Raw genomic sequence first — 18645 nt, forward strand, 5'->3', positions numbered from 1 at the left:
CTTCAGTTGCTGCCACGCCGGTTCAGGCGCAGCGAGCCGGGCGGTGGTTCGTTGAGCACGGCCCAGAACACCCCGAGCTCGGAAATGGCGGCGACGAACTCCTTGAACTCCACCGGCTTGACCACGTACGCGTTGACACCCAGCTCATAGGCGCGCAGCAAGTCGGGTTCTTCACGCGAGGAGGTCAGCATGACGGTGGGAATGCTGCGCAGTTCTGGCGTGGCGCGCACCTCCTTGAGCACTTCCAGGCCGTCGACTTTTGGCAATTTGAGGTCGAGCAGCAGCACCGCCGGATTGCCGTCGTCGCGTGTCGCGTAGGCGTTACGCCGCAGCAGGTAGTCGAGGGCATCGGCGCCATCGCGCAGGACAATGACTTCGTTGGCCAACTGGCTGCGTTCCAGGGCCAGGAGCGTCAGCTCCAGGTCCCGGGGGTTGTCTTCGACCAGCAGGATCGGTTTGAGCATGATGAGTACGGTTACCTCAGGTGTTAACGGATGACAGGCAGGGAAAAATGGAAGGTGGCACCCTTGTCGACCTCCCCCTCGGCCCAGACTTCACCATCGTGCCGCTCGATGATGCGGCGCACGCTGGCAAGTCCGATGCCGGTGCCTTCGAAGTCTTCCATACGGTGCAGACGCTGGAAGACGCCGAAGAGCTTGCTGGCGTAGGTCATGTCGAAGCCCACGCCGTTGTCGCGCACGAAGATCTCGATTCGGTCTGCGTGCTCGTGTGCACCGATCTCGATGCGTGCAGGCTCGCGCCCGCGGGTGTATTTGATCGCGTTGGCGATCAGGTTCTGCAGCACCAGATTGATGAAGGCAGGATCGGCGATCACCTTGGGCAGGCGCGCGATCTCCCAGACAATCTCGCGGCCGCTGTAATCCGGGGCGAATTCCAGGCGGATGTTGTCGACCAGCGCATTGAGGTCGACATCCGAAAGACGCAGGGCCGAGCGGCCCATCTGCGAGAAATTGAGCAGGTTGTCCACCAGTGTGCCGGCGAAATGCGCGGCCTCGCCGATGTGCTTGAGGAAACGCTGGCCGCGTTCGGACAGACCTTCGCCCTCGACTTCGCTGAGCAGTTCGGAGTAGCCGGCAATGTGCCGCAGTGGGGCGCGCAGATCGTGGGAGACGCTGTAGGAGAAGGCCTCGAGCTCTTTGTTCGAGCGCTGCAGTTCACCGCTCAGTTGCGCCAGTTCCTCGGCCTTGCGCAGCACGATGCCCAGCACAGCGGTGCGCAGTTCAGCCACGCCATCGATGACCAACGGGTCCCAGGCGGCGCAGAAGCCGCTGACCTCTTCCTGCCAGCTGTCGAAGCTGTGCCGTGGGCTGAGGTTGCCCTGGGCGCTGACCTCCTTGAGCGGTTGGCCGGCCCAGTTGACCGTGCGCACCTGCTCGGGGCGGAACCACAGCAAATAGTGCGAATGAATCTGGGAGATGGCCACCGCCAGCACGCCGCCAGCGTGTTCGGCCAGGGCGGGCAGCTCGGGAATGTCGCGGCCCAGGTTGTCGCTGCTGAACACGCCATCGTCACCGCGTCTGGACAGCCATTGCACCAGTTCATTGACCAGCGCTTCGGGCGGCGCGTGGCCGATCAGGTCGCAACGTTCGGCGCTGATGATTGCGGCACCGCTGGCGCCGACGAAATCCAGCAGCACATCGGGCAGGCTGAGCAGCCCGTCGCTGACGCTGTCGTAGTCGGCCATGGCCGAAAGCATGTGCACGATACGTTGGCGCAAGTCGAGCAGGGTGCGGGTCGCGCAGTGTGCCTCGTGGGCCTCGATCTGCAGCGACAGTACACTGCCCAGCAGTTCGCAGGCGGCGCGGGTGCGGAAATCCAGGGCGCGCGGCTGTTGGTGATGGCAGGACACCAGCCCCCAGAGCTTGCCATCGACCATGATCGACACCGACATCGACGCCAGCGTGCCCATGTTGCGCATGTACTGCAGGTGCACGGGCGAGACGCTGCGCAGGGCCGCGAAGCTCATGTCCAGAGGCTTGCCGGTGCGAGGGTTGTGGCTGGGAATCAAGGGCGAGGCCTGGTAGTTGGCATCCTCGATCAGGCGGATACGGTTGATCTTGTACAGTTCGCGAGCCTGGCGCGGAATGTCCGAGGCCGGGAAGCACAGGCCCAGGTAGCTCGGATAGCCGGGATCGGCCTCTTCGGCCAGCACTTGGCCGTTGCCCTCGGCATCGAAGCGGTAGGCCTTGACCCGACCGAAACCGGTGATGCGCTTGATCTGCACCACCGACTGCTGGAGCAGTTCCTCGATGCTCGTGGCTTGGTGCAGGCTGCTGACGAAGGCGCGCACCAGCGGATAGTAGTCGTCGTGCTCACCCAGGGCGGCGGCCGGGCGACAGGGCTCGAACTCGGCAATCAGTACCTGGTCGTGGCGGTGGGCCAGCAGGCGCAGATTATCGGTACAGGGCGCACCTTCACGCAGTTTCACGTCGCCGATGTGGAAGGGAAAGATTTCGTCTTCGGGCAGGCGCGCGAACTTGCGACGGGCATCGAAACCCTGATCCATCAGCTCGGGCAGGGTGCAGCCGATCAGCGCCGGGGTGGGGATGCCAAGCCAGCGCTGGGCGTTCTCGCTGGCCTGCAGGATACGCAGGTCCTGTTCGTCGAGTACCAGCAGAAAGCCGTGGGGCCGGATGCTGCCTGGAACCTGGATCGGCTCCTGGGCGCAGCGTTCCACGGCTTGATCGAAGGCGTTCTGGGCGGTGGTCAAGAAAAACTCTCCCGTCGTGGCCACAAGCGGTGGCCATAGGCGTCTGGCACAGGTCGTGCACTGTGCAAGGTATCAGAAAGTCAGCGTTTTCGCCGGGGTTATGGCCATTTGAGGGCTATTGCTCGGGGAGGTTCTACGTGAGGTTGAAATTTGTATAAGTTCCCCACCTCAAGCCCTGGGGCGAGGCTTGGCCGAGGGCTGAGGAGTTGAGAAATTTCCCACGCGCTAGCAGGATCCAATCCTACTGCTACGCTCAAAACAGCACAGGGAACACTGGAAGGGATGTTCGGTGACGGAGCGCTTGCTGGCCTCGCTGTTGGGCCTGTTGTTGAGTGGTAGTGCCGTAGCGGCGGATTTTCTCGTCGAAGTGCGGGTCCAGGTGCAGCGAGGCTGCATGCTGGTGAACCAACCGCGCGACGCGGGTGCGCAGGCCCTGGGTCGAATCGACCTGGGCAGCGCCGCGCGCCTGGACGGCCCTGATGCGCCACTGAGCGGCGTACTGCTTGCCCAACGCCCGCCACGCCTGGAATGCAATCCCGATACGCCGTATCAGGTCAGGGTCGATGGCGGCCAGCATGGCGGGGTGGGCGAGGTGCGTTATCTGGGCGGCAATGATCGGCAACTGCGCCCAATCCCTTATCGTCTCTATCGCGACGCTGCCTGGCGTGAGCCACTGGCCGTAGACGTCGCACAATCGGCGCGGGTGCCGGACAGCGGCTCGGTGGAACTCCCGCTGTATGCCCGCATCGACCGTCTGGCCTGGGTACCGAAAGCCGGTCTGTATACCGACCTGCTCAAAGTCACGGTCACCTGGTAGGGAGCGGATCCACATGCACAAGGACGCGCCGACATGAACCGTACCTCATTGCTGCTGCTGACCCTCGGGCCTTTGTTGCTGCCCGGCACCTCGGCGCATGGCAGCACCACCGGGTTCATCCAGGCACGGCTGGTGATCAGCAGCGCCTGCCAGATCAGCAGCGACCAGCAACCGGCCACCCTTGGCAATCCCGGACTGATGGACTTCGGCGCACAGGGGCCGACCTGGGACGGGCCGTTGCGCACCCGTGTCGACGAGGCGGGCGGGCAGGGCAGCCTGCAGATCAGTTGCACGCCTCAGGTGCGTGCGTTCAGCGTGCGCATCGACGAAGGCCTCAATGGCGGTGGCGGCGTACGCCAACTGAGCAATGGCCGTGAGCTGATCCCTTATCAACTGGCCGTCGACCCTGGTGGCAACAGCCGCTATGGCATCGGCCAGGCCCGTACTTTCACCATCCAAGGCACCGAGCAGGTGCCCGTCCCGATCTACGGTGTGGTGGTCGCGCAGCCGCGCGCGCTGCCGGCCGGGCTGTACCGCGACACCCTTCGAGTAACCCTGGACTGGTAACACGCAAGGAGATTCCCATGGCAAGCACATCGATCCGCTGCATCCTCACCGCCCTGGGTCTTGCCCTGGCGGCCCAGGCCCAGGCGGCCACCGTGACCGGGACGATCAACTCGACCCTGACGTTGATCTCGGCCTGCCAGGTCAATGGCAGCGCCGGCACCTCCGGGCTCAATTTCGGTAGCCTGAACTTCGGCACCCAGGATGCTCTGTTCACCACTGCCAATGGCCAGGTGCTCGGTGGCGGTGGCGGGGCCATGAGCATTCTCTGCTCGGCTGGCACCGTGCCGGCGATACGTGTGCGGGCCGGTGCCCACGACGGAGCATCCAGCGGCGGGACGCGCGCGTTGGCCGATGGCGCTGGCAACTTCGTGCCGTACGACTTCTACACCGATACCGGTCGTACGCAACTGCTGGCCATCGACGGCACCATCACCCTGCCGACCAGCACGGGTGTCGCCCAGACCGTCAACCTGTACGGCCAGGCGCGCGGCAAGGCGGGCCTGCCGGCCGGGGTGTACACCGACACGGTCGCGGTCGAGTTGACCTTCTGACCCATGCGCGGTTGGCCCCACGCACTGCTGGCGGGCCTGTGGCTGGTGTGGACGTCGCCCTCGACGGCAGCGACCACCAGTACCTTCCAGGTCAGTGCGCAGATCACTGCAGGTTGCCTGGTGGTCGGCGGCGTGAGCGCCTACGGCGTACTCGATTTCGGCACCCAGTCGGCGCTGTCCACCGCCACCCTGAGCACCGCGCTGGGCGGCACCACGGTGACCTTTCAATGTACGCCGGGCGTGACCCTTGGCATGAGCCTCGATGGCGGGCAGAACAGTGCCAGCGGCACGCGCAATCTCAAGCGCAGTGGCGGCACGCAGTTGGTGGCCTACCAGCTGTTTCGCGATGCGGCGTTGAGCCAGGCCCTGACCATCGGTACCAGCGTGCCGGTGAGCTATAGCGATCCGACGGCGATCAAGTTGCCGGTGTATGGCCGCATCCAGTTGCCCGGCAATGTGCCGGCGGGGACCTACACCGATGTAGTGCAAGTGACAGTGACCTGGTGACGGTGATCCGCACGTTCAGGCACGGCTATCGACAAGACAGAGGAGAGCGGCATGGGGGCAGGGGCGAACACGGCGCGGAACATCATCATCGGGGCATTGCTGCTGGCCAGCCTGCCGGTGGCAGCAGCGACGTCGGTGCTGATCTGGCCGATCGATCCGGTGCTCGAGGCTGACCAGAAGGCCGGCGCGCTATGGCTGGAGAACCGCGGTAGCGCGCCGGCCAGCCTGCAAGTGCGGGTGTTCGCCTGGCGTCAGGGCGATTATCAGGAGCAGTTCCAGGCGCAGCGCGAGATCATCGGCAGCCCCCCTGTGGCCAATATTCCGCCAGGTCAGAAGCAACTGATCCGACTGACCCGCACGGGCACGTCGCCGGTGGGCCAGGAGCAAGCCTACCGGATCATCATCGACGAGATCCCCTCGCCAACTCCGCCCGATAGCAATACCGAAGGGCCGAAGGCAGCCATTCGCCTGCAGATGCGCTATTCGGTCCCGCTGTTCGTGTATGGCGAAGGCCTGTGGGGCAAGCCCGACCCCGAGGGCAAGCGTAGCGCCGAAGGTGTCGGCAAGCCTCAATTGAGCTGGCGTGCAGTGACGGTACAGGGCAAGCCGTATGTCGAGCTGCGCAACACCGGGCCGGTGCATGCGCGCCTCACCGATGTGGTGCTGCAGCAAGGGGGCCAGCAGAAACCGCTGGTCGAGGGTTTGCTGGGTTATGTGCTGCCGGGGGCCAGTATGCGCTGGCCGGCACCGGCCGCACTGGGCGCAAGCAGCGTGCTGAAGGGACGGGTCAATGGCCAGGAGGTGGCTCAGGCCATCAGCCAAGGGCAGTGACCTGCAAATGCGGGTAGTGGAGGGGCCAGGGAGGACCCGCCGATGGTTGGAAACCGTGTGTGAGTGGCTGGCGGCGAGCGGCGCGCCGGTGGTGGCTGGGTCTGGCGATGCTCGGGCCGGTGTTTGGCGTGGCGGGCGATCTGCCGCCACCCCCGGCAGAGAGCACGGCGATTGCCGATGCCACCCTGTACCTGGATCTGTTGGTGAACCAGGTGCCCAAGGCTGAGCTGGTGCCGGTGCAGCAGCGCGCTGGGCGACTGTATGTGGCCAGCGATGCGCTGCGTGCGGCGGGCATCCTGGTGCCGGGCGATCCTCAAGGCGAGGTGGCGCTGGAGGGTATCGCCGGCCTGCATGTGGACTACGACAGCCAAAACCAGCGCCTGCTGCTGCAGGTGCCGCCGGCCTGGCTGCCCGACCAGCAGTTCGGCGGGCGCAACCTGTACCCGGCCAGCGATGCGCGCAGCAGTTTCGGTGCCTTGCTCAACTACGATCTGTACCTGAACGACACCGATGATGCTGGCACCTATCTTGCCGCCTGGAACGAGCTGCGGGTGTTCGACAGTTGGGGCACCTTCTCCACCACCGGGCAGTGGCGTGAATCGTTCAACGGCGCGCCCAACAATCAGAGCCGCGAAGGTTTCCTGCGCTACGACACTACCTGGCGTTTCACCGACGAGCAGCGCCTGTTGACCTACGAGGCAGGCGATCTGGTCACCAGCGCCTTGCCCTGGAGCAGCTCGGTGCGGGTCGGCGGCTTGCAGGTGTCCCGCGACTTCGCCGCCCGCCCGGATCTGGTCACCTATCCGCTGCCGGCCTTTGCGGGTGAGGCGGCGGTACCCACTTCGCTGGACCTGTTCATCAATGGCTACAAGACCAGCACCACCGATCTGCAACCTGGGCCCTACACCCTCACCAACGTGCCGTTCATCAACGGTGCTGGCGAAGCCGTGGTGGTGACCACCGATGCGCTCGGGCGCCAGGTCTCGACGACCTTGCCGTTCTACGTGACCAGCAGCTTGCTGGCCGAGGGGCTGTCGGACTTTTCGGTGGCTGCCGGCAGCCTTCGTCGCGACTATGCCGTGAAGGATTTCGGCTACGGGCCGGCGGTTGCCTCGGCGAGCCTGCGCCATGGCGTGTCCGATTACTTCACCCTCGAGACCCATGCCGAAACGGCCGAGTCGATGATGCTCGGTGGCCTGGGGGGCAACCTGCGCCTGGGAACCTTCGGTGTGCTCAACGCCGCCGTGGCGCAGAGTCGTTTCGAGGGCGACACCGGGCAGCAGGTGGCCTTGGGTTACCAGTACAACAGCCGACGTATCGGCTTCAACTACCAGCGGATCGAGCGGCATGGCGACTACGCCGACCTGACGTTGGTCGACAACCCCTACACCCGCCTGAGCACGCGTAGCGAGCAGGCGACCGTAAGCCTGAACCTGGATCGCTACGGCAGCGTCGGTGCTGGCTATTTCGACGTGCGCGCAGGGGACGGCTCGCGCACGCGGCTGATCAACCTGAGCTGGAGCAAGCCGTTGTGGCGCAACAGCAGCCTGTACCTGTCGGCCAATCGCGATGTCGGTGACAGCCAATGGGCGGTGCAGGCACAGCTGGTGGTCCCGTTCGACACCCATGGCACCCTGGCCTTCAGCGCCGAGCGCAGCAAGGACGGGCAGGACCTGCAGCGGGTCAACTACAGCCGCGCAGTGCCGGTGGGTGGCGGAGTGGGGTACAACCTGGGCTATGCCAATGGTGGTGATCGCGGCGCCTATCGGCAGGCCGATGTCACCTGGCGCCTGCAATCCGTGCAGTTGCAGGCGGGGGTCTACGGCAGCAGCGACGAGATGACGCGCTGGGCCGACGCCAGCGGCTCGCTGGTGCTGATGGACTCGGGCATGTTCGCCGCCAACCGTATCGATGATGCTTTCGTGGTGGTCAGCACCAGTGGCTACGCCGATGTGCCGGTGCGCTACGAAAACCAGGTGGTCGGTCGCACTGACCGCAATGGTCGTCTGTTGGTGCCTTACAGCAGCGGTTACTACCGCGGCAAGTACGAGATCGACCCCATGGAGCTGCCCGCCGATGTGCTGGCATCGACGGTCGAGCAACGCGTTGCGGTGCGTCGGGGCAGTGGCTATCTGTTGGAGTTCCCGCTCAAGCGGGTGCTGGCAGCGAGCATCGTGCTGGTCGATGCCAACCAGCAAGAGCTCAAGCTGGGCAGTCGGGTCAGGGATGCCCAGAGCGGCAGCGAGGCCGTGGTGGGTTGGGATGGCCTGGTCTACCTGGAGAACCTCTCGGCGCACAATCGCTTGCAGGTGGACGTTGCCGATGGCGGGCAGTGCCAGGTCGAATTCGACTTGCCCGAAGGGGAGGGGCCGATTCCGCTGATCGGCCCACTGGTGTGCCGATGAACGCCCTGGGCAGGGTTGTGCTGGGGGTGGGCCTGTGTGCCGTTTGCGCTCAGGCGTGGTCGGCCTGTTCGTTGGGGGCCACGGTGCCTGCCTCCTTCGGCACGATCAATTCGACGCTGGTGCGCACCACGGTGCAACCGGCTTCGACCACCAATGCCGGGCTGTCGTGCACCGGCTCGCTGTTGTCGCTGTTGACCAGCAGCGACCATTTCTACGCCACCATCACCTCCACCAGCGCGGGCATGGTCGGGCCAACTGGCGACGTCATCCCCTATACGATCTACGCCAACAACACCACCAACTTTCCGATCAGCCGCGGCACCCGTTTCGATTTCGCGCCCAACGGCATCATCGACGCCCTGGGGCTGCTCAACGGGACCTCGCCCAAGTCGGTGCCGCTGTACCTGCGTACCGTGGTCGGTGCCAACGTTGCGGCAGGCGTCTACACCGAGACCCTGTCGATCTTCTGGGACTGGAACTATTGCTCAGGCATCGGTCTGGGCAATATCTGCCTGGGACGGGACATCGGCAGCGGCACGCAGACCCTGACAGTGACACTGACCGTCAGCAACGACTGCCAGATCACCACCCCCAACATCAGTTTCGCCAGTGCGCCGGTGGTGGCCGGGTTCGCGACGGTGAACCAGAGCATCAACATCGCCTGTACCAAGGGCAGCAACTATACGGTCGGTCTGGACGATGGGCAGAATGTGTCAGCCGGCCGTCGGCGGATGAAGTCCACGGCGAACAACTACCTGGCCTATGACATCTTCAAGAGTGCCGGCACCGTGCGCTGGGGATCGGTGGGCGCGGCCCGGCGCGCGAGCAGCGACGCCAACGTCAACCCTGGCGCCGGCACAGGTACCGGCAGCCAGGTGTTCAACTACAACGCCAAGGTCTACACCGACCAGGCGACGCCGCCTGCGGCGACCTACACAGACAGCGTGATTCTCGATGTGCAGTTCTGAGGTGCCCGGCGGGCGGGCCTGCGCGGTGCAGGTGATCAGCGCAGGTCCTTGACCATCCTTTCCAGCGTTTCCAGCACGGCACCTGCCAGTGCCTTGGAGCGTGCGCCAGACCAGCCGCGGCGGGCATCGGGATTGTCGTCGTGGTCCTTGAACGGCATTTCCAAGGTCAGCGACAGGCAGTCGTAGGTCTGCCCGACCGCATTGCAGGCCAGCGTCATGTTCGCTTGGCCAGGCTGGTCGCGGGTGTAGCCATGGACGGTCTGGAAGTCCTTGGTCACGCTGCACAGGGTGCTGCGAAACTGCTCCTCCAGCCTGGCGATGCGCGGTGTGTAGCCGGGGTTGCCTTCGCAGGCTGCGGTGAACACATGGGGTATTTCCTCGTCGCCGTGCACATCGATGAAGGCATCGACGCCGTGCAGTTTCATCTGGCTCTGGGCGAAGAACACTTCTGGGCTCAGCTCGACGCTCGCATCCTGCCAGGCGCGGTTGAGGTCCTTGCCCTTGAAGTTGGTGCGCAGGTGGCCGAGAAAGGCGCCATCAGGGTTCATGTTGGGAATCAGGTACAGGTCAGCTTCGGCAAGCAGGCGCTGGAGCGTCGCGTCGTTGCCTTCGAGACGGTCGATCACGCCTTCCATGAACCACTCGGCCATGTGCTCGCCGGGGTGCTGCTGGGCGATCAGCCACAGCTTGCGCTTTGCGCCTGCGCCTTTGCTGGCGCGCAGCAGAGGAATGTCGCGGCCCTGGACGCTACGTCCACTGGCCAGCAACTCGACGCCGGGAATCTTCAGCGCGCGCTCGATCAACTGGTTGTGGCGTGCGCGCGGATAGGGCTCGAAGTAGGCGAACCAGGCCTCTGGCTGCTCGGCCGTGAAATCGAACGCCAGGGCTTTGCCGTCGAAGCTGCTGGGGACGCGGAACCAGTTCTGCTGGTCGTACGACGCCACGGCGTGGTAGCCGTCCCAAGCGTTCTTGTAGGAGGACTCATGGGCGTTGTCGAGGCTGAAGCGGTGGGTCTGCCCCAGCGTCAGGCCGCTCACCTTGAAATGGAACCACTGGAAGTGGCTGCTATTGGTGTCGGGACGGATGGCCAGGCGCACCAGGCGCGGGTCACTGGCATCCAGTACCTGGATATTGCCGGAATCGAAATCGCAGTCGATCTGCAGTGGGGACAGCGTCACGGTCATTGCCAGACTCCTGTGGCTTTGTTGTGACGCTACTGTAGCTCAACGACAGGTGGGGTGTCTGTGCTGGCCCCTCACGCAACAAGCCCTCGCGCGCAGCGCTGGCGTATCAGCCGAGCAGGCCGAAGGCGATCAATGCGGCAACGCCCAGGCCGACGGCGATCGAACACCCACCCATCGAGAGTGCTGCGCGGCCATTGCGATATCCGCCATCCTGGCCCAAGTGGCGGGCTGGAGCCAGCAGGCTGCGCCAGCACCATTCGGTCTGCTCGAAGGCCTGCAGATGCTCTGGTGCGGCGTCCAGCCAGCGACGGAAGTCGATGCGTTCGCAGGTGGTCGCTTCCGGGCTTTGCAGGCGTACGTACCATTGCCCGGCAATGCTGGCCAGCGGTTCGCCACGCGGTAATGCGCTTTGCAGGGCCTGGAAGAGATGGCGTTCGACGGTCAGCAGGGGCAGGTCGAGACGGGCAGCAATGTCAGCGATGCCGAGCTGGTCGAGGCGGCTGAACAGAAACACCTGCTGAACCCGGCGCGGCAAGCGCTTGAGGCCATGCAGCAGCGCGTCTTCGGTAGGCGTATGGACGACTTGCGGGCCATGCTCGAGGGGCAGCAGCAGACGGGTCATGGACGGCTCCTTGCGCGAGAAGAGGGGGAGAGGGGGCATCCTCCCTGATGCGCAGGCAGCTTAATCTTAACGAGATTGATTCTCAAGTGCTGTTTGCGCAAAACGCTGCAACACGCATTCACGAATTGACACACCTTTGCTATCATCGCGGCCATTCAATGCGGTAACCCTTCTTCATTAGCCTGAAGAGCCAAAAAAAATGACCCGGCAAAAAAACCGGGTCAAAAACCGTGATTAGCCTGATGAGGAGATAATCTGAGCGCCCGACCTGAGGGCTCCAGGTTATCCAGCGGGTCTCGCGACCTGCTGAGTGCAATAATAATCGTTATCATTTGCAAGTCAAATGATTTTTCTGTCCTTCAGAAAAATAATTTCCTGTGCGCTTCCTCTGTCCGGCAACCGGGCAATGTTCATTACCCGGCCATCACGTACTCCCGTCTCTCATAGCCCCTGTGGCGCTTGCCGTTGCTCCAGCATCGCGCGGGCCATGTTCACCATATGCATCAGTGCGAACAGCACCTCTCGGGTCGTGCCCTGTTGGTGGCTACCGGTTTGCTGTGCCGTGGCGGCTGCGCAGCGCAACAAGGCCAAAGCGTGCGCGTTGGCCTGCTCGGGGGAGACCTCGTCGCGCAGCCGCCACGGCACGCTGTCGATGCTGGTGTGCGGTGGTGTTGGGTTGAGGTAGTAGTCGAGCGCGCGACGCGCGGCTTCGCCGTCCAAATCCTTTTCTGGATGTGTCATCGGTTTCATCCTGTTACCTGTTGTGCGTGATAGGGAAATCAGTACACTCGAATACTAATACGAAAAGTACTCATGACTATCAGATTAATAATACAATATGTGTATTGAGCGCTGATGGGCAGTCCGTATCGTGCGGGCGATGGAAAAATGGATCGCGCTGGTCAAGCAAAGGATGCGAGAGCTGGGGCTTTCGCAGGAGCAACTCGCCGAACGCGTTGGGGTGACCCAGGGCGGTGTTGGCCATTGGCTGCGCGGCACTCGCCAGCCGAAGGTGGGCATGATGAACCAGGTCCTGCAGGCCCTGGGCATGGCGCACCTGCATGTTTCGCTGCGCATGGTACGCATTGACCAACTGGCCGAACGCAATGGCACCTATGCGGCCGAGGCAGGCGGGGATGACGACGACCTGCAGCAGTACATCATGTGCTTCCGCTACCCCGTGCTGGCCTGGACCGAGCTGGACGGGCCGTGGCCCGAGGGTTGCATTGTCTATGAGCAGACCGACTATGCGGCGCTGGGCAAAGCCTTCTGGTTGCCGGTCGAAGGCGACCTGATGAGCGCAGCGACCGGCCCCAGCGTGCCCGAGCAGATGCTGGTGCTGGTGGATCCGGGCGTGTCGGCGGCGCCAGGCAAGCTGGTGATCGCCAGACAGAAGGGCACCTCGGCGATGTTCCGGCAACTGGTCGAGGATGGCGGGCAGCGGTACCTCAAACCGTTGAACCCGACCTACCCGAAGCTGCTGTGCGGCGAGGATTTCGAAGTGCTGGGCGTGGTGGTGAGGTCGCACGGGCGGCATTGACCCCGCCCGGTGTTCCTGCAGGGGCGGCACACGGCCTACAAAGGTTCAAAATCGGCCAGTCTCCTGTGGGAACGGGTTTACCCGCGAAAAAGACACCGCGCTGCCTGGCACGGGCTACGCCCGTGTTCGCGGGACAAGCCCGCTCCCACAGGGGATTGGGCTGATCTTTAGATTTTGAGCAAGACAGTTGCTCCCACAGTGGATTGGGCTGGCCTTTGGATTTTGAACAAGACAGCTGCTCTTGTTGGGCCCTCAGCGCTCCTCCAGTTCCACCAGCACCGTCCCTTCGCTGACCATATCGCCCTCCTGGCAGAACAGCGCCTTCACTGTCCCCGCCTGCGGTGCACGAATACTGTGCTCCATCTTCATCGCCTCCAGCACTACCAGCGCTGTTCCGGCTTCCACCGCCTGGCCCGCTTCGACCAGCACGCGCACGATGCTGCCGTTCATGGGCGCGCCCAGACCGCCCTGATGGCTATGGCTGGCCTCGGCGGCGGCAATCGGATCGAACGCCGTGACCGCGTGCAGTTCGCCCGCCCATTGCAGGTACAGCACCCCTTCGCGACGAATGGCCAGGTAGCGCCGACGCAGGCCATCCTGATCCTGCACCAAGTGCTCGCCGAGCAGTTGGAATGCCGAGGGCGCGCTGTTCTGCAGCGCCACGGCCTGGTCCTGACCGTCGCATGAAAGATGCAGGCTGCTGCGAGCTGGCAGGCCCAGGCGCAAGCCATTGTTGTGGGCCCAGGGCGAGTCACCGTCGTCTGCGCGCCGCTGTGGTGAGCCGCTCTGCAGCCAGGCTTCGGCAGCGGCTTGCCAGAACATCGCCGGGCGCTCGCCTGTGGCGGGCAGCAGCACCTCGTGATGACGACCAATGAAGCCGGTGTCCAGCTCGGCGGCGGCGAAGGCCGGATGGGCGAGGATGCGCCGCAGGAAGGCGATATTGGTTTTCAAGCCGCCGATGGCGAACTCGTCGAGCATGGCCAGCAGGCGCAAACGCGCCTGTTCGCGATCCTGCCCCCAGGCGATCAGCTTGCCCAGCATCGGGTCGTAGTACGGCGAGATCACATCGCCCTCGCTGACCCCGCTGTCGACCCGACGCCCTTCGCCTGGCGCCGATTCGCGGTACAGCGCCAGGGTGCCGGTGGCCGGCAGGAAGTCATTGGCCGGATCCTCTGCATACAGCCGCACCTCGATGGCATGGCCGACCAGCGGCACCTGATCCTGGGTGATCGGCAATGCCTCGCCGCACGCTACACGGATTTGCCAGGCCACCAGGTCCAGCCCGGTGATCGCCTCGGTGACCGGGTGTTCGACCTGCAGGCGGGTGTTCATTTCCATGAAGAAGAACTCGCCGCGGGCATCGAGCAGGAACTCCACCGTGCCCGCACCGACATAACCGATGGCCTGGGCTGCGCGCACCGCAGCCTCGCCCATGGCTTGGCGCAGTTGCGCCGACAAGCCTGGAGCCGGTGCCTCTTCGACAACCTTCTGATGGCGACGCTGGATAGAGCAGTCACGCTCGTTGAGATACAGGCAGTGGCCGTGTTGGTCGGCGAACACCTGGATTTCCACGTGCCGAGGTTTGAGCACGTACTTTTCCACCAACATCCGTGCATCACCGAACGACGACTGCGCCTCGCGCTGTGCCGAGGCCAGAGCGTCGGCCAGCTCGCTCTCTTGCTCGACCACCTTCATGCCCTTGCCGCCCCCGCCGGCACTGGCCTTGAGCAGCACCGGATAACCAATGCGCTCGGCAGCGGCACGGAAGGTCTCCAGGTCCTGGGCGTCACCGTGGTAGCCGGGCACCAGCGGCACCCCGGCAGCTTCCATCAAGGCCTTGGCCGCCGACTTGCTGCCCATGGCATCGATGGCGCTGGCCGGTGGGCCGAGGAAGATCAGCCCGGCCTGCTCGATGGCACGGGCAAAGCCTGCGTTCTCGGAAAGAAAACCGTAGCCGGGATGAATCGCCTGTGCACCACTGGCCTTGGCTGCAGCGATGAGCTTGTCGATCACCAGGTAGCTGTCGGCGGCCTTGGTGCCGCCCAGGTCGACGCGGATATCGGCCTCGCGGCTGTGCCGGGCGTCACGGTCGGTGGCGCTGTGCACCGCGACGGTGGTCAGGCCCATGGCCTTGGCGGTACGCATCACCCGGCAGGCGATCTCGCCGCGGTTGGCGACCAGCAGGGTGGTCAGCGTGGGGTGGCTCATGGGCGAGGTTCCTTGTCGACAGGCTGCCAGGCGGGGCGGCGTTTTTCCAGGAAGGCGCTCAGGCCCTCCTGGCCTTCGGGGCTGACGCGAATGCGGGCGATGGCGTTCTCGGTGTAACGGCGCAGGGCAGGGCTCAGCTCGCCATCGTCTACCTCGCGCAGCAGGTCCTTGGTGGCACGCAGGGCCTGCGGGCTGTTGAGCAGCAGGTTGTCGATCCAGGCCTGGACCTGGCTGTCCAGTTCGCTGGCGGGGTACACCTCGGCCAGCAGGCCCAGTTCGCGGGCGCGCGCACCGCTGAAGCGCTCGGCGGTCAGGGCATAGCGGCGGGCGGCACGCTCACCGATGGCCTTGACCACGAACGGACTGATCACCGCCGGTGCCAGGCCGATGCGTACCTCCGAAAGACACAACTGTGCGTCCTCGGTGCCGATGGCCATGTCGCAGCAACTGATCAGGCCCAGCGCTCCACCGAATGCGGCGCCCTGGACCACTGCCAGGGTCGGCGTCTTCAGGCGATGCAACGCATACATCAACTCGCCCAGTTCATGGGCGTCGTCCAGGTTGGTATTGAAATCCAGCTGCGCCGACTGCTGCATCCAGGCCAGGTCTGCTCCGGCGCTGAAGTGCCGGCCACGGCCACGCAGCAGCACGAAGCGCAGGCTGGCATCTTCGCCCAGTTGGTCGATGGCAACGATCAGTTCGCGAATCATCCGGGCGTTGAAGGCGTTGTTCTTGTCTTCCCGGCTCAGCCACAGGGTGGCGAAGCCGCGAGGATCCTTTATCACTTCGAGGGTGGCAAAATCGCTCATGGGTCACATCCGGAAAATGCCGAAGCGGCTCTGTTCGATCGGGGCGTTCAGCGCGGCGGACAAGGCAAGGCCCAGCACTTCACGGGTTTGCGCCGGGTCGATGACGCCGTCATCCCACAGCCGGGCGCTGGAGTAGTAGGGGTGGCCCTGGCGCTCGTACTGGTCGAGGATCGGCTGCTTGAGCTTCTTCTCGTCATCGGCGCTGAACACTTCGCCACTGCGTTCACTCTGTTCGCGCTTGACCTGGGCCAGCACGCCGGCGGCCTGTTCGGCGCCCATCACGCCGATCCGCGCGTTGGGCCACATCCACAAGAAGCGCGGATCGTAGGCGCGCCCGCACATGCCGTAGTTGCCAGCACCGAAGCTGCCGCCGATGATCACCGTGAACTTCGGCACCTGGGCGCAGGCCACCGCGGTCACCAGCTTGGCGCCGTGCTTGGCGATGCCGCCTTCCTCGTATTTCTTGCCGACCATGAACCCTGTGATGTTCTGCAGGAACAACAGCGGGATGCCGCGCTGGCAGGCCAGTTCGATGAAATGTGCGCCTTTTTGCGCGGCTTCGGCGAAGAGGATGCCGTTGTTGGCCAGGATCGCCACCGGATAGCCGTGCAGGTGAGCGAAACCGCACACCAGGGTGGTGCCGAACAGGGCCTTGAATTCATCGAACACCGAACCGTCGACCAGCCGCGCGATCACCTCGCGCACGTCGAACGGTTGCTTGGCGTCAGCCGGGACCACGCCATACAGCTCTTCTGCGCCATACAACGGAGCAACCGGCGCCTGGCATTGCAGCTTGCCCAGCTTGTGCCAGTTGAGGTTGGCGACGCTGCGCCGGGCGATGGCCAGGGCGTGTTCATCGTTGTCGGCGTAGTGGTCGGCCACACCGCTGGTGCGGCAATGCACGTCGGCGCCGCCCAGCTCTTCGGCGCTCACCACCTCGCCGGTGGCGGCCTTCACCAGCGGCGGGCCGGCGAGGAAGATGGTCGCCTGCTGGCGCACCATGATCGCCTCGTCGGCCATGGCCGGCACATAGGCGCCACCTGCGGTGCACGAGCCCATCACCACGGCGATCTGCGGGATCCCCAGAGCGCTCATGTTGGCCTGGTTGAAGAAGATCCGCCCGAAGTGCTCGCGGTCGGGGAACACCTCGTCCTGGCGCGGCAGGTTGGCGCCGCCGGAGTCGACCAGGTAGATGCACGGCAGGCGGTTCTGCAGGGCGATGGTCTGCGCGCGCAGGTGTTTCTTCACGGTCAGCGGGTAGTAGGAGCCGCCTTTGACCGTGGCGTCGTTGGCCACGATCATGCACTCGACCCCTTCGACGCGACCGATGCCGGCGATGACGCCTGCTGCCGGTACGTCTTCGCCATACACCTCATGGGCGGCGAGCTGGCCGATCTCGAGAAACGCCGAGCCCGGGTCGAGCAGGCGGTCGATGCGCTCGCGCGGCAGCAACTTGCCACGCGAAGTGTGGCGCTGCTGGGCCTTGGGCCCGCCGCCCTGGCTGACCTGGGCCAGCAGGGAGCGTAGGGCACCGACCTGTTCGAGCATGGCCGCGCTGTTGCTGGCGAACTCCGCCGAGCGCGGGTTGATCTGGGTGTGCAAGGTAGCCATGGACGCCAGTTCCTTGTGCTCAGCGGGTTTCGTTGAACAATTCGCGGCCGATCAGCATCCGGCGGATTTCGCTGGTACCGGCACCGATCTCGTAGAGCTTGGCATCGCGCAGCAGGCGCCCGGCCGGGAACTCGTTGATGTAGCCGTTGCCGCCGAGGATCTGGATCGCTTCCAGGGCCATCTGCGTGGCGCGCTCGGCGGTGTAGAGGATCACCCCGGCGGCGTCCTTGCGCGTGGTCTCGCCACGGTCGCAGGCCTGGGCTACGGCATAGAGGTAGGCGCGGCTGGCGTTGAGCTGGGTGTACATGTCGGCGATCTTGCCCTGGATCAGCTGGAACTCGCCGATGCTCTGGCCGAACTGCTTGCGATCGTGGATGTAGGGCACCACGAGGTCCATGCAGCTCTGCATGATGCCGGTCGGTCCGCCCGAGAGCACCACGCGCTCGTAGTCCAGGCCGCTCATCAGCACGCGCACACCGCCGTTGAGCTGGCCGAGGATGTTTTCTTCCGGCACTTCCACGCCATCGAAGAACAGCTCGCAGGTGTTGGAGCCACGCATGCCCAGCTTGTCGAACTTGTTGCTGCGCGAGAAGCCCTTCCAGTCACGTTCGACGATGAATGCGCTGATGCCGTGCGGGCCCTTGTCCAGGTCGGTCTTGGCGTAGATCACGTAGGTGTTGGCGTCGGGGCCGTTGGTGATCCAGGTCTTGCTGCCGTTGAGTACGTAGCGGTCGCCGCGTTTCTCGGCGCGCAGTTTCATCGACACCACGTCGGAGCCGGCATTGGGCTCGCTCATGGCCAGGGCGCCGATGTGCTCGCCGCTGATCAGCTTGGGCAGGTACTTGAGCTTCTGCTCATGGGTGCCGTTGCGGTTGATCTGGTTGACGCAGAGGTTGGAATGGGCGCCGTAGGAGAGTGCCACCGAGGCCGAGGCACGGCTGATCTCTTCCATCGACACCACATGGGCCAGGTAGCCCAGGCCCGCGCCGCCGTACTCCTCGGAAACAGTGATGCCCAGCAGGCCCATGTCGCCGAACTTGCGCCACATGTCGGCGGGGAACAGGTTGTCGTGGTCGATCTGCGCCGCGCGCGGGGCGAGTTCGGCGGCAGCGAAGGTGCGCACCTGGTCGCGGAGCATGTCGATGGTCTCGCCCAAGGCGAAGTTCAGGCTGGGGTAATGCATGGGGGCACCTTGTTGTTCTTGAAATTCGAGGTATTGCACCGACCCTGTGGGAGCGGGCTTGCCCGCGATGCCCGTCAGAACGGCCAGCGATGTTGTCTGGTCCGGCCTCAT

17 protein-coding genes are annotated in these 18645 nt (G+C 64.6%); 8 read left to right on the forward strand and 9 right to left on the reverse strand.

Annotation, left to right across the window (positions count from 1 at the left end; translation table 11 throughout):
• Nucleotides 1-2: 2 nt before the first annotated feature.
• Together ACMGGG_RS07240 and ACMGGG_RS07245 are read right to left on the reverse strand one after the other, a co-directional pair.
• Nucleotides 3-464 carry a response regulator gene (locus ACMGGG_RS07240; RefSeq protein ID WP_054894727.1) on the reverse strand — a complete coding sequence of 154 codons (462 nt, stop codon included), beginning with the start codon at nucleotides 462-464 and terminating at the stop codon, nucleotides 3-5.
• Nucleotides 465-487: 23 nt separating this feature from the next.
• On the reverse strand, nucleotides 488-2731 hold the full coding sequence (locus ACMGGG_RS07245; protein WP_414155123.1) for an ATP-binding protein: 2244 nt from the start codon (nucleotides 2729-2731) through the stop codon (nucleotides 488-490).
• Between the two features lie 289 nt (nucleotides 2732-3020).
• Here ACMGGG_RS07245 and ACMGGG_RS07250 point away from each other — a divergent pair, with 289 nt between their 5' ends.
• The 7 genes from ACMGGG_RS07250 (at nucleotide 3021) to ACMGGG_RS07280 (ending at nucleotide 9377) form a co-directional block, all read left to right on the forward strand.
• Nucleotides 3021-3548 (forward strand): spore coat U domain-containing protein, encoded by a 528-nt coding sequence (locus ACMGGG_RS07250; protein WP_054894729.1) that lies wholly within the window; start codon nucleotides 3021-3023, stop codon nucleotides 3546-3548.
• 33 nt (nucleotides 3549-3581) lie between these two features.
• Entirely contained in the window at nucleotides 3582-4115 is a 534-nt protein-coding gene (locus ACMGGG_RS07255) for a spore coat U domain-containing protein (protein ID WP_063544175.1), read from the forward strand.
• A 17-nt stretch (nucleotides 4116-4132) separates the two neighbouring features.
• Nucleotides 4133-4666 carry a spore coat U domain-containing protein gene (locus ACMGGG_RS07260; protein ID WP_054894731.1) on the forward strand — a complete coding sequence of 178 codons (534 nt, stop codon included), beginning with the start codon at nucleotides 4133-4135 and terminating at the stop codon, nucleotides 4664-4666.
• Nucleotides 4667-4669: 3 nt separating this feature from the next.
• Nucleotides 4670-5173, forward strand: coding sequence for a spore coat U domain-containing protein (locus tag ACMGGG_RS07265; RefSeq protein WP_063544177.1), 504 nt, complete (start codon nucleotides 4670-4672; stop codon nucleotides 5171-5173).
• A 51-nt stretch (nucleotides 5174-5224) separates the two neighbouring features.
• A complete protein-coding gene (locus ACMGGG_RS07270) occupies nucleotides 5225-6004 on the forward strand; it encodes a molecular chaperone (protein WP_054894733.1) in 780 nt (259 codons plus the stop codon).
• A gap of 107 nt (nucleotides 6005-6111) precedes the next feature.
• A complete protein-coding gene (locus ACMGGG_RS07275) occupies nucleotides 6112-8409 on the forward strand; it encodes a fimbria/pilus outer membrane usher protein (RefSeq protein WP_414155785.1) in 2298 nt (765 codons plus the stop codon).
• On the forward strand, nucleotides 8406-9377 hold the full coding sequence (locus ACMGGG_RS07280) for a spore coat protein U domain-containing protein (protein WP_063544181.1): 972 nt from the start codon (nucleotides 8406-8408) through the stop codon (nucleotides 9375-9377). The genes ACMGGG_RS07275 and ACMGGG_RS07280 overlap by 4 nt, the downstream gene beginning before the upstream one ends.
• Before the next feature lie 35 nt (nucleotides 9378-9412).
• Here the strand turns inward: ACMGGG_RS07280 and ACMGGG_RS07285 are convergent, their stop codons facing one another.
• The 3 genes from ACMGGG_RS07285 to ACMGGG_RS07295 form a co-directional block, all read right to left on the reverse strand.
• Nucleotides 9413-10561 (reverse strand): M14-type cytosolic carboxypeptidase, encoded by a 1149-nt coding sequence (locus ACMGGG_RS07285; RefSeq protein ID WP_414155124.1) that lies wholly within the window; start codon nucleotides 10559-10561, stop codon nucleotides 9413-9415.
• A 106-nt stretch (nucleotides 10562-10667) separates the two neighbouring features.
• Complete coding sequence (locus ACMGGG_RS07290; protein WP_414155125.1) at nucleotides 10668-11183, reverse strand: DUF4880 domain-containing protein; 516 nt, start codon at nucleotides 11181-11183, stop codon at nucleotides 10668-10670.
• Between the two features lie 441 nt (nucleotides 11184-11624).
• Nucleotides 11625-11933, reverse strand: a complete 309-nt coding sequence (locus tag ACMGGG_RS07295; protein WP_054894738.1) for a DUF6124 family protein — start codon at nucleotides 11931-11933, stop codon at nucleotides 11625-11627.
• Nucleotides 11934-12063: 130 nt separating this feature from the next.
• Here ACMGGG_RS07295 and ACMGGG_RS07300 point away from each other — a divergent pair, with 130 nt between their 5' ends.
• Nucleotides 12064-12723, forward strand: a complete 660-nt coding sequence (locus tag ACMGGG_RS07300; RefSeq protein WP_063544187.1) for a S24 family peptidase — start codon at nucleotides 12064-12066, stop codon at nucleotides 12721-12723.
• A 252-nt stretch (nucleotides 12724-12975) separates the two neighbouring features.
• Here ACMGGG_RS07300 and ACMGGG_RS07305 read toward each other — a convergent pair whose 3' ends face one another.
• From ACMGGG_RS07305 to ACMGGG_RS07320, 4 genes are read right to left on the reverse strand one after another with little or no spacing between them, the layout of a single operon-like run.
• A complete protein-coding gene (locus ACMGGG_RS07305; RefSeq protein WP_414155126.1) occupies nucleotides 12976-14931 on the reverse strand; it encodes an acetyl/propionyl/methylcrotonyl-CoA carboxylase subunit alpha in 1956 nt (651 codons plus the stop codon).
• On the reverse strand, nucleotides 14928-15740 hold the full coding sequence (locus tag ACMGGG_RS07310; protein WP_414155127.1) for a gamma-carboxygeranoyl-CoA hydratase: 813 nt from the start codon (nucleotides 15738-15740) through the stop codon (nucleotides 14928-14930). Before ACMGGG_RS07310 ends, ACMGGG_RS07305 begins: the two co-directional genes overlap by 4 nt.
• A gap of 3 nt (nucleotides 15741-15743) precedes the next feature.
• A complete protein-coding gene (locus tag ACMGGG_RS07315) occupies nucleotides 15744-17351 on the reverse strand; it encodes a carboxyl transferase domain-containing protein (RefSeq protein ID WP_414155128.1) in 1608 nt (535 codons plus the stop codon).
• A gap of 19 nt (nucleotides 17352-17370) precedes the next feature.
• On the reverse strand, nucleotides 17371-18534 hold the full coding sequence (locus ACMGGG_RS07320) for an isovaleryl-CoA dehydrogenase (protein WP_063544195.1): 1164 nt from the start codon (nucleotides 18532-18534) through the stop codon (nucleotides 17371-17373).
• Nucleotides 18535-18645: the final 111 nt, after the last annotated feature.

This window comes from Pseudomonas sp. BNK-44-b (assembly GCF_047456245.1).
In the GTDB taxonomy this organism is placed as follows: Bacteria; Pseudomonadota; Gammaproteobacteria; order Pseudomonadales; family Pseudomonadaceae; genus Aquipseudomonas; species Aquipseudomonas machongensis.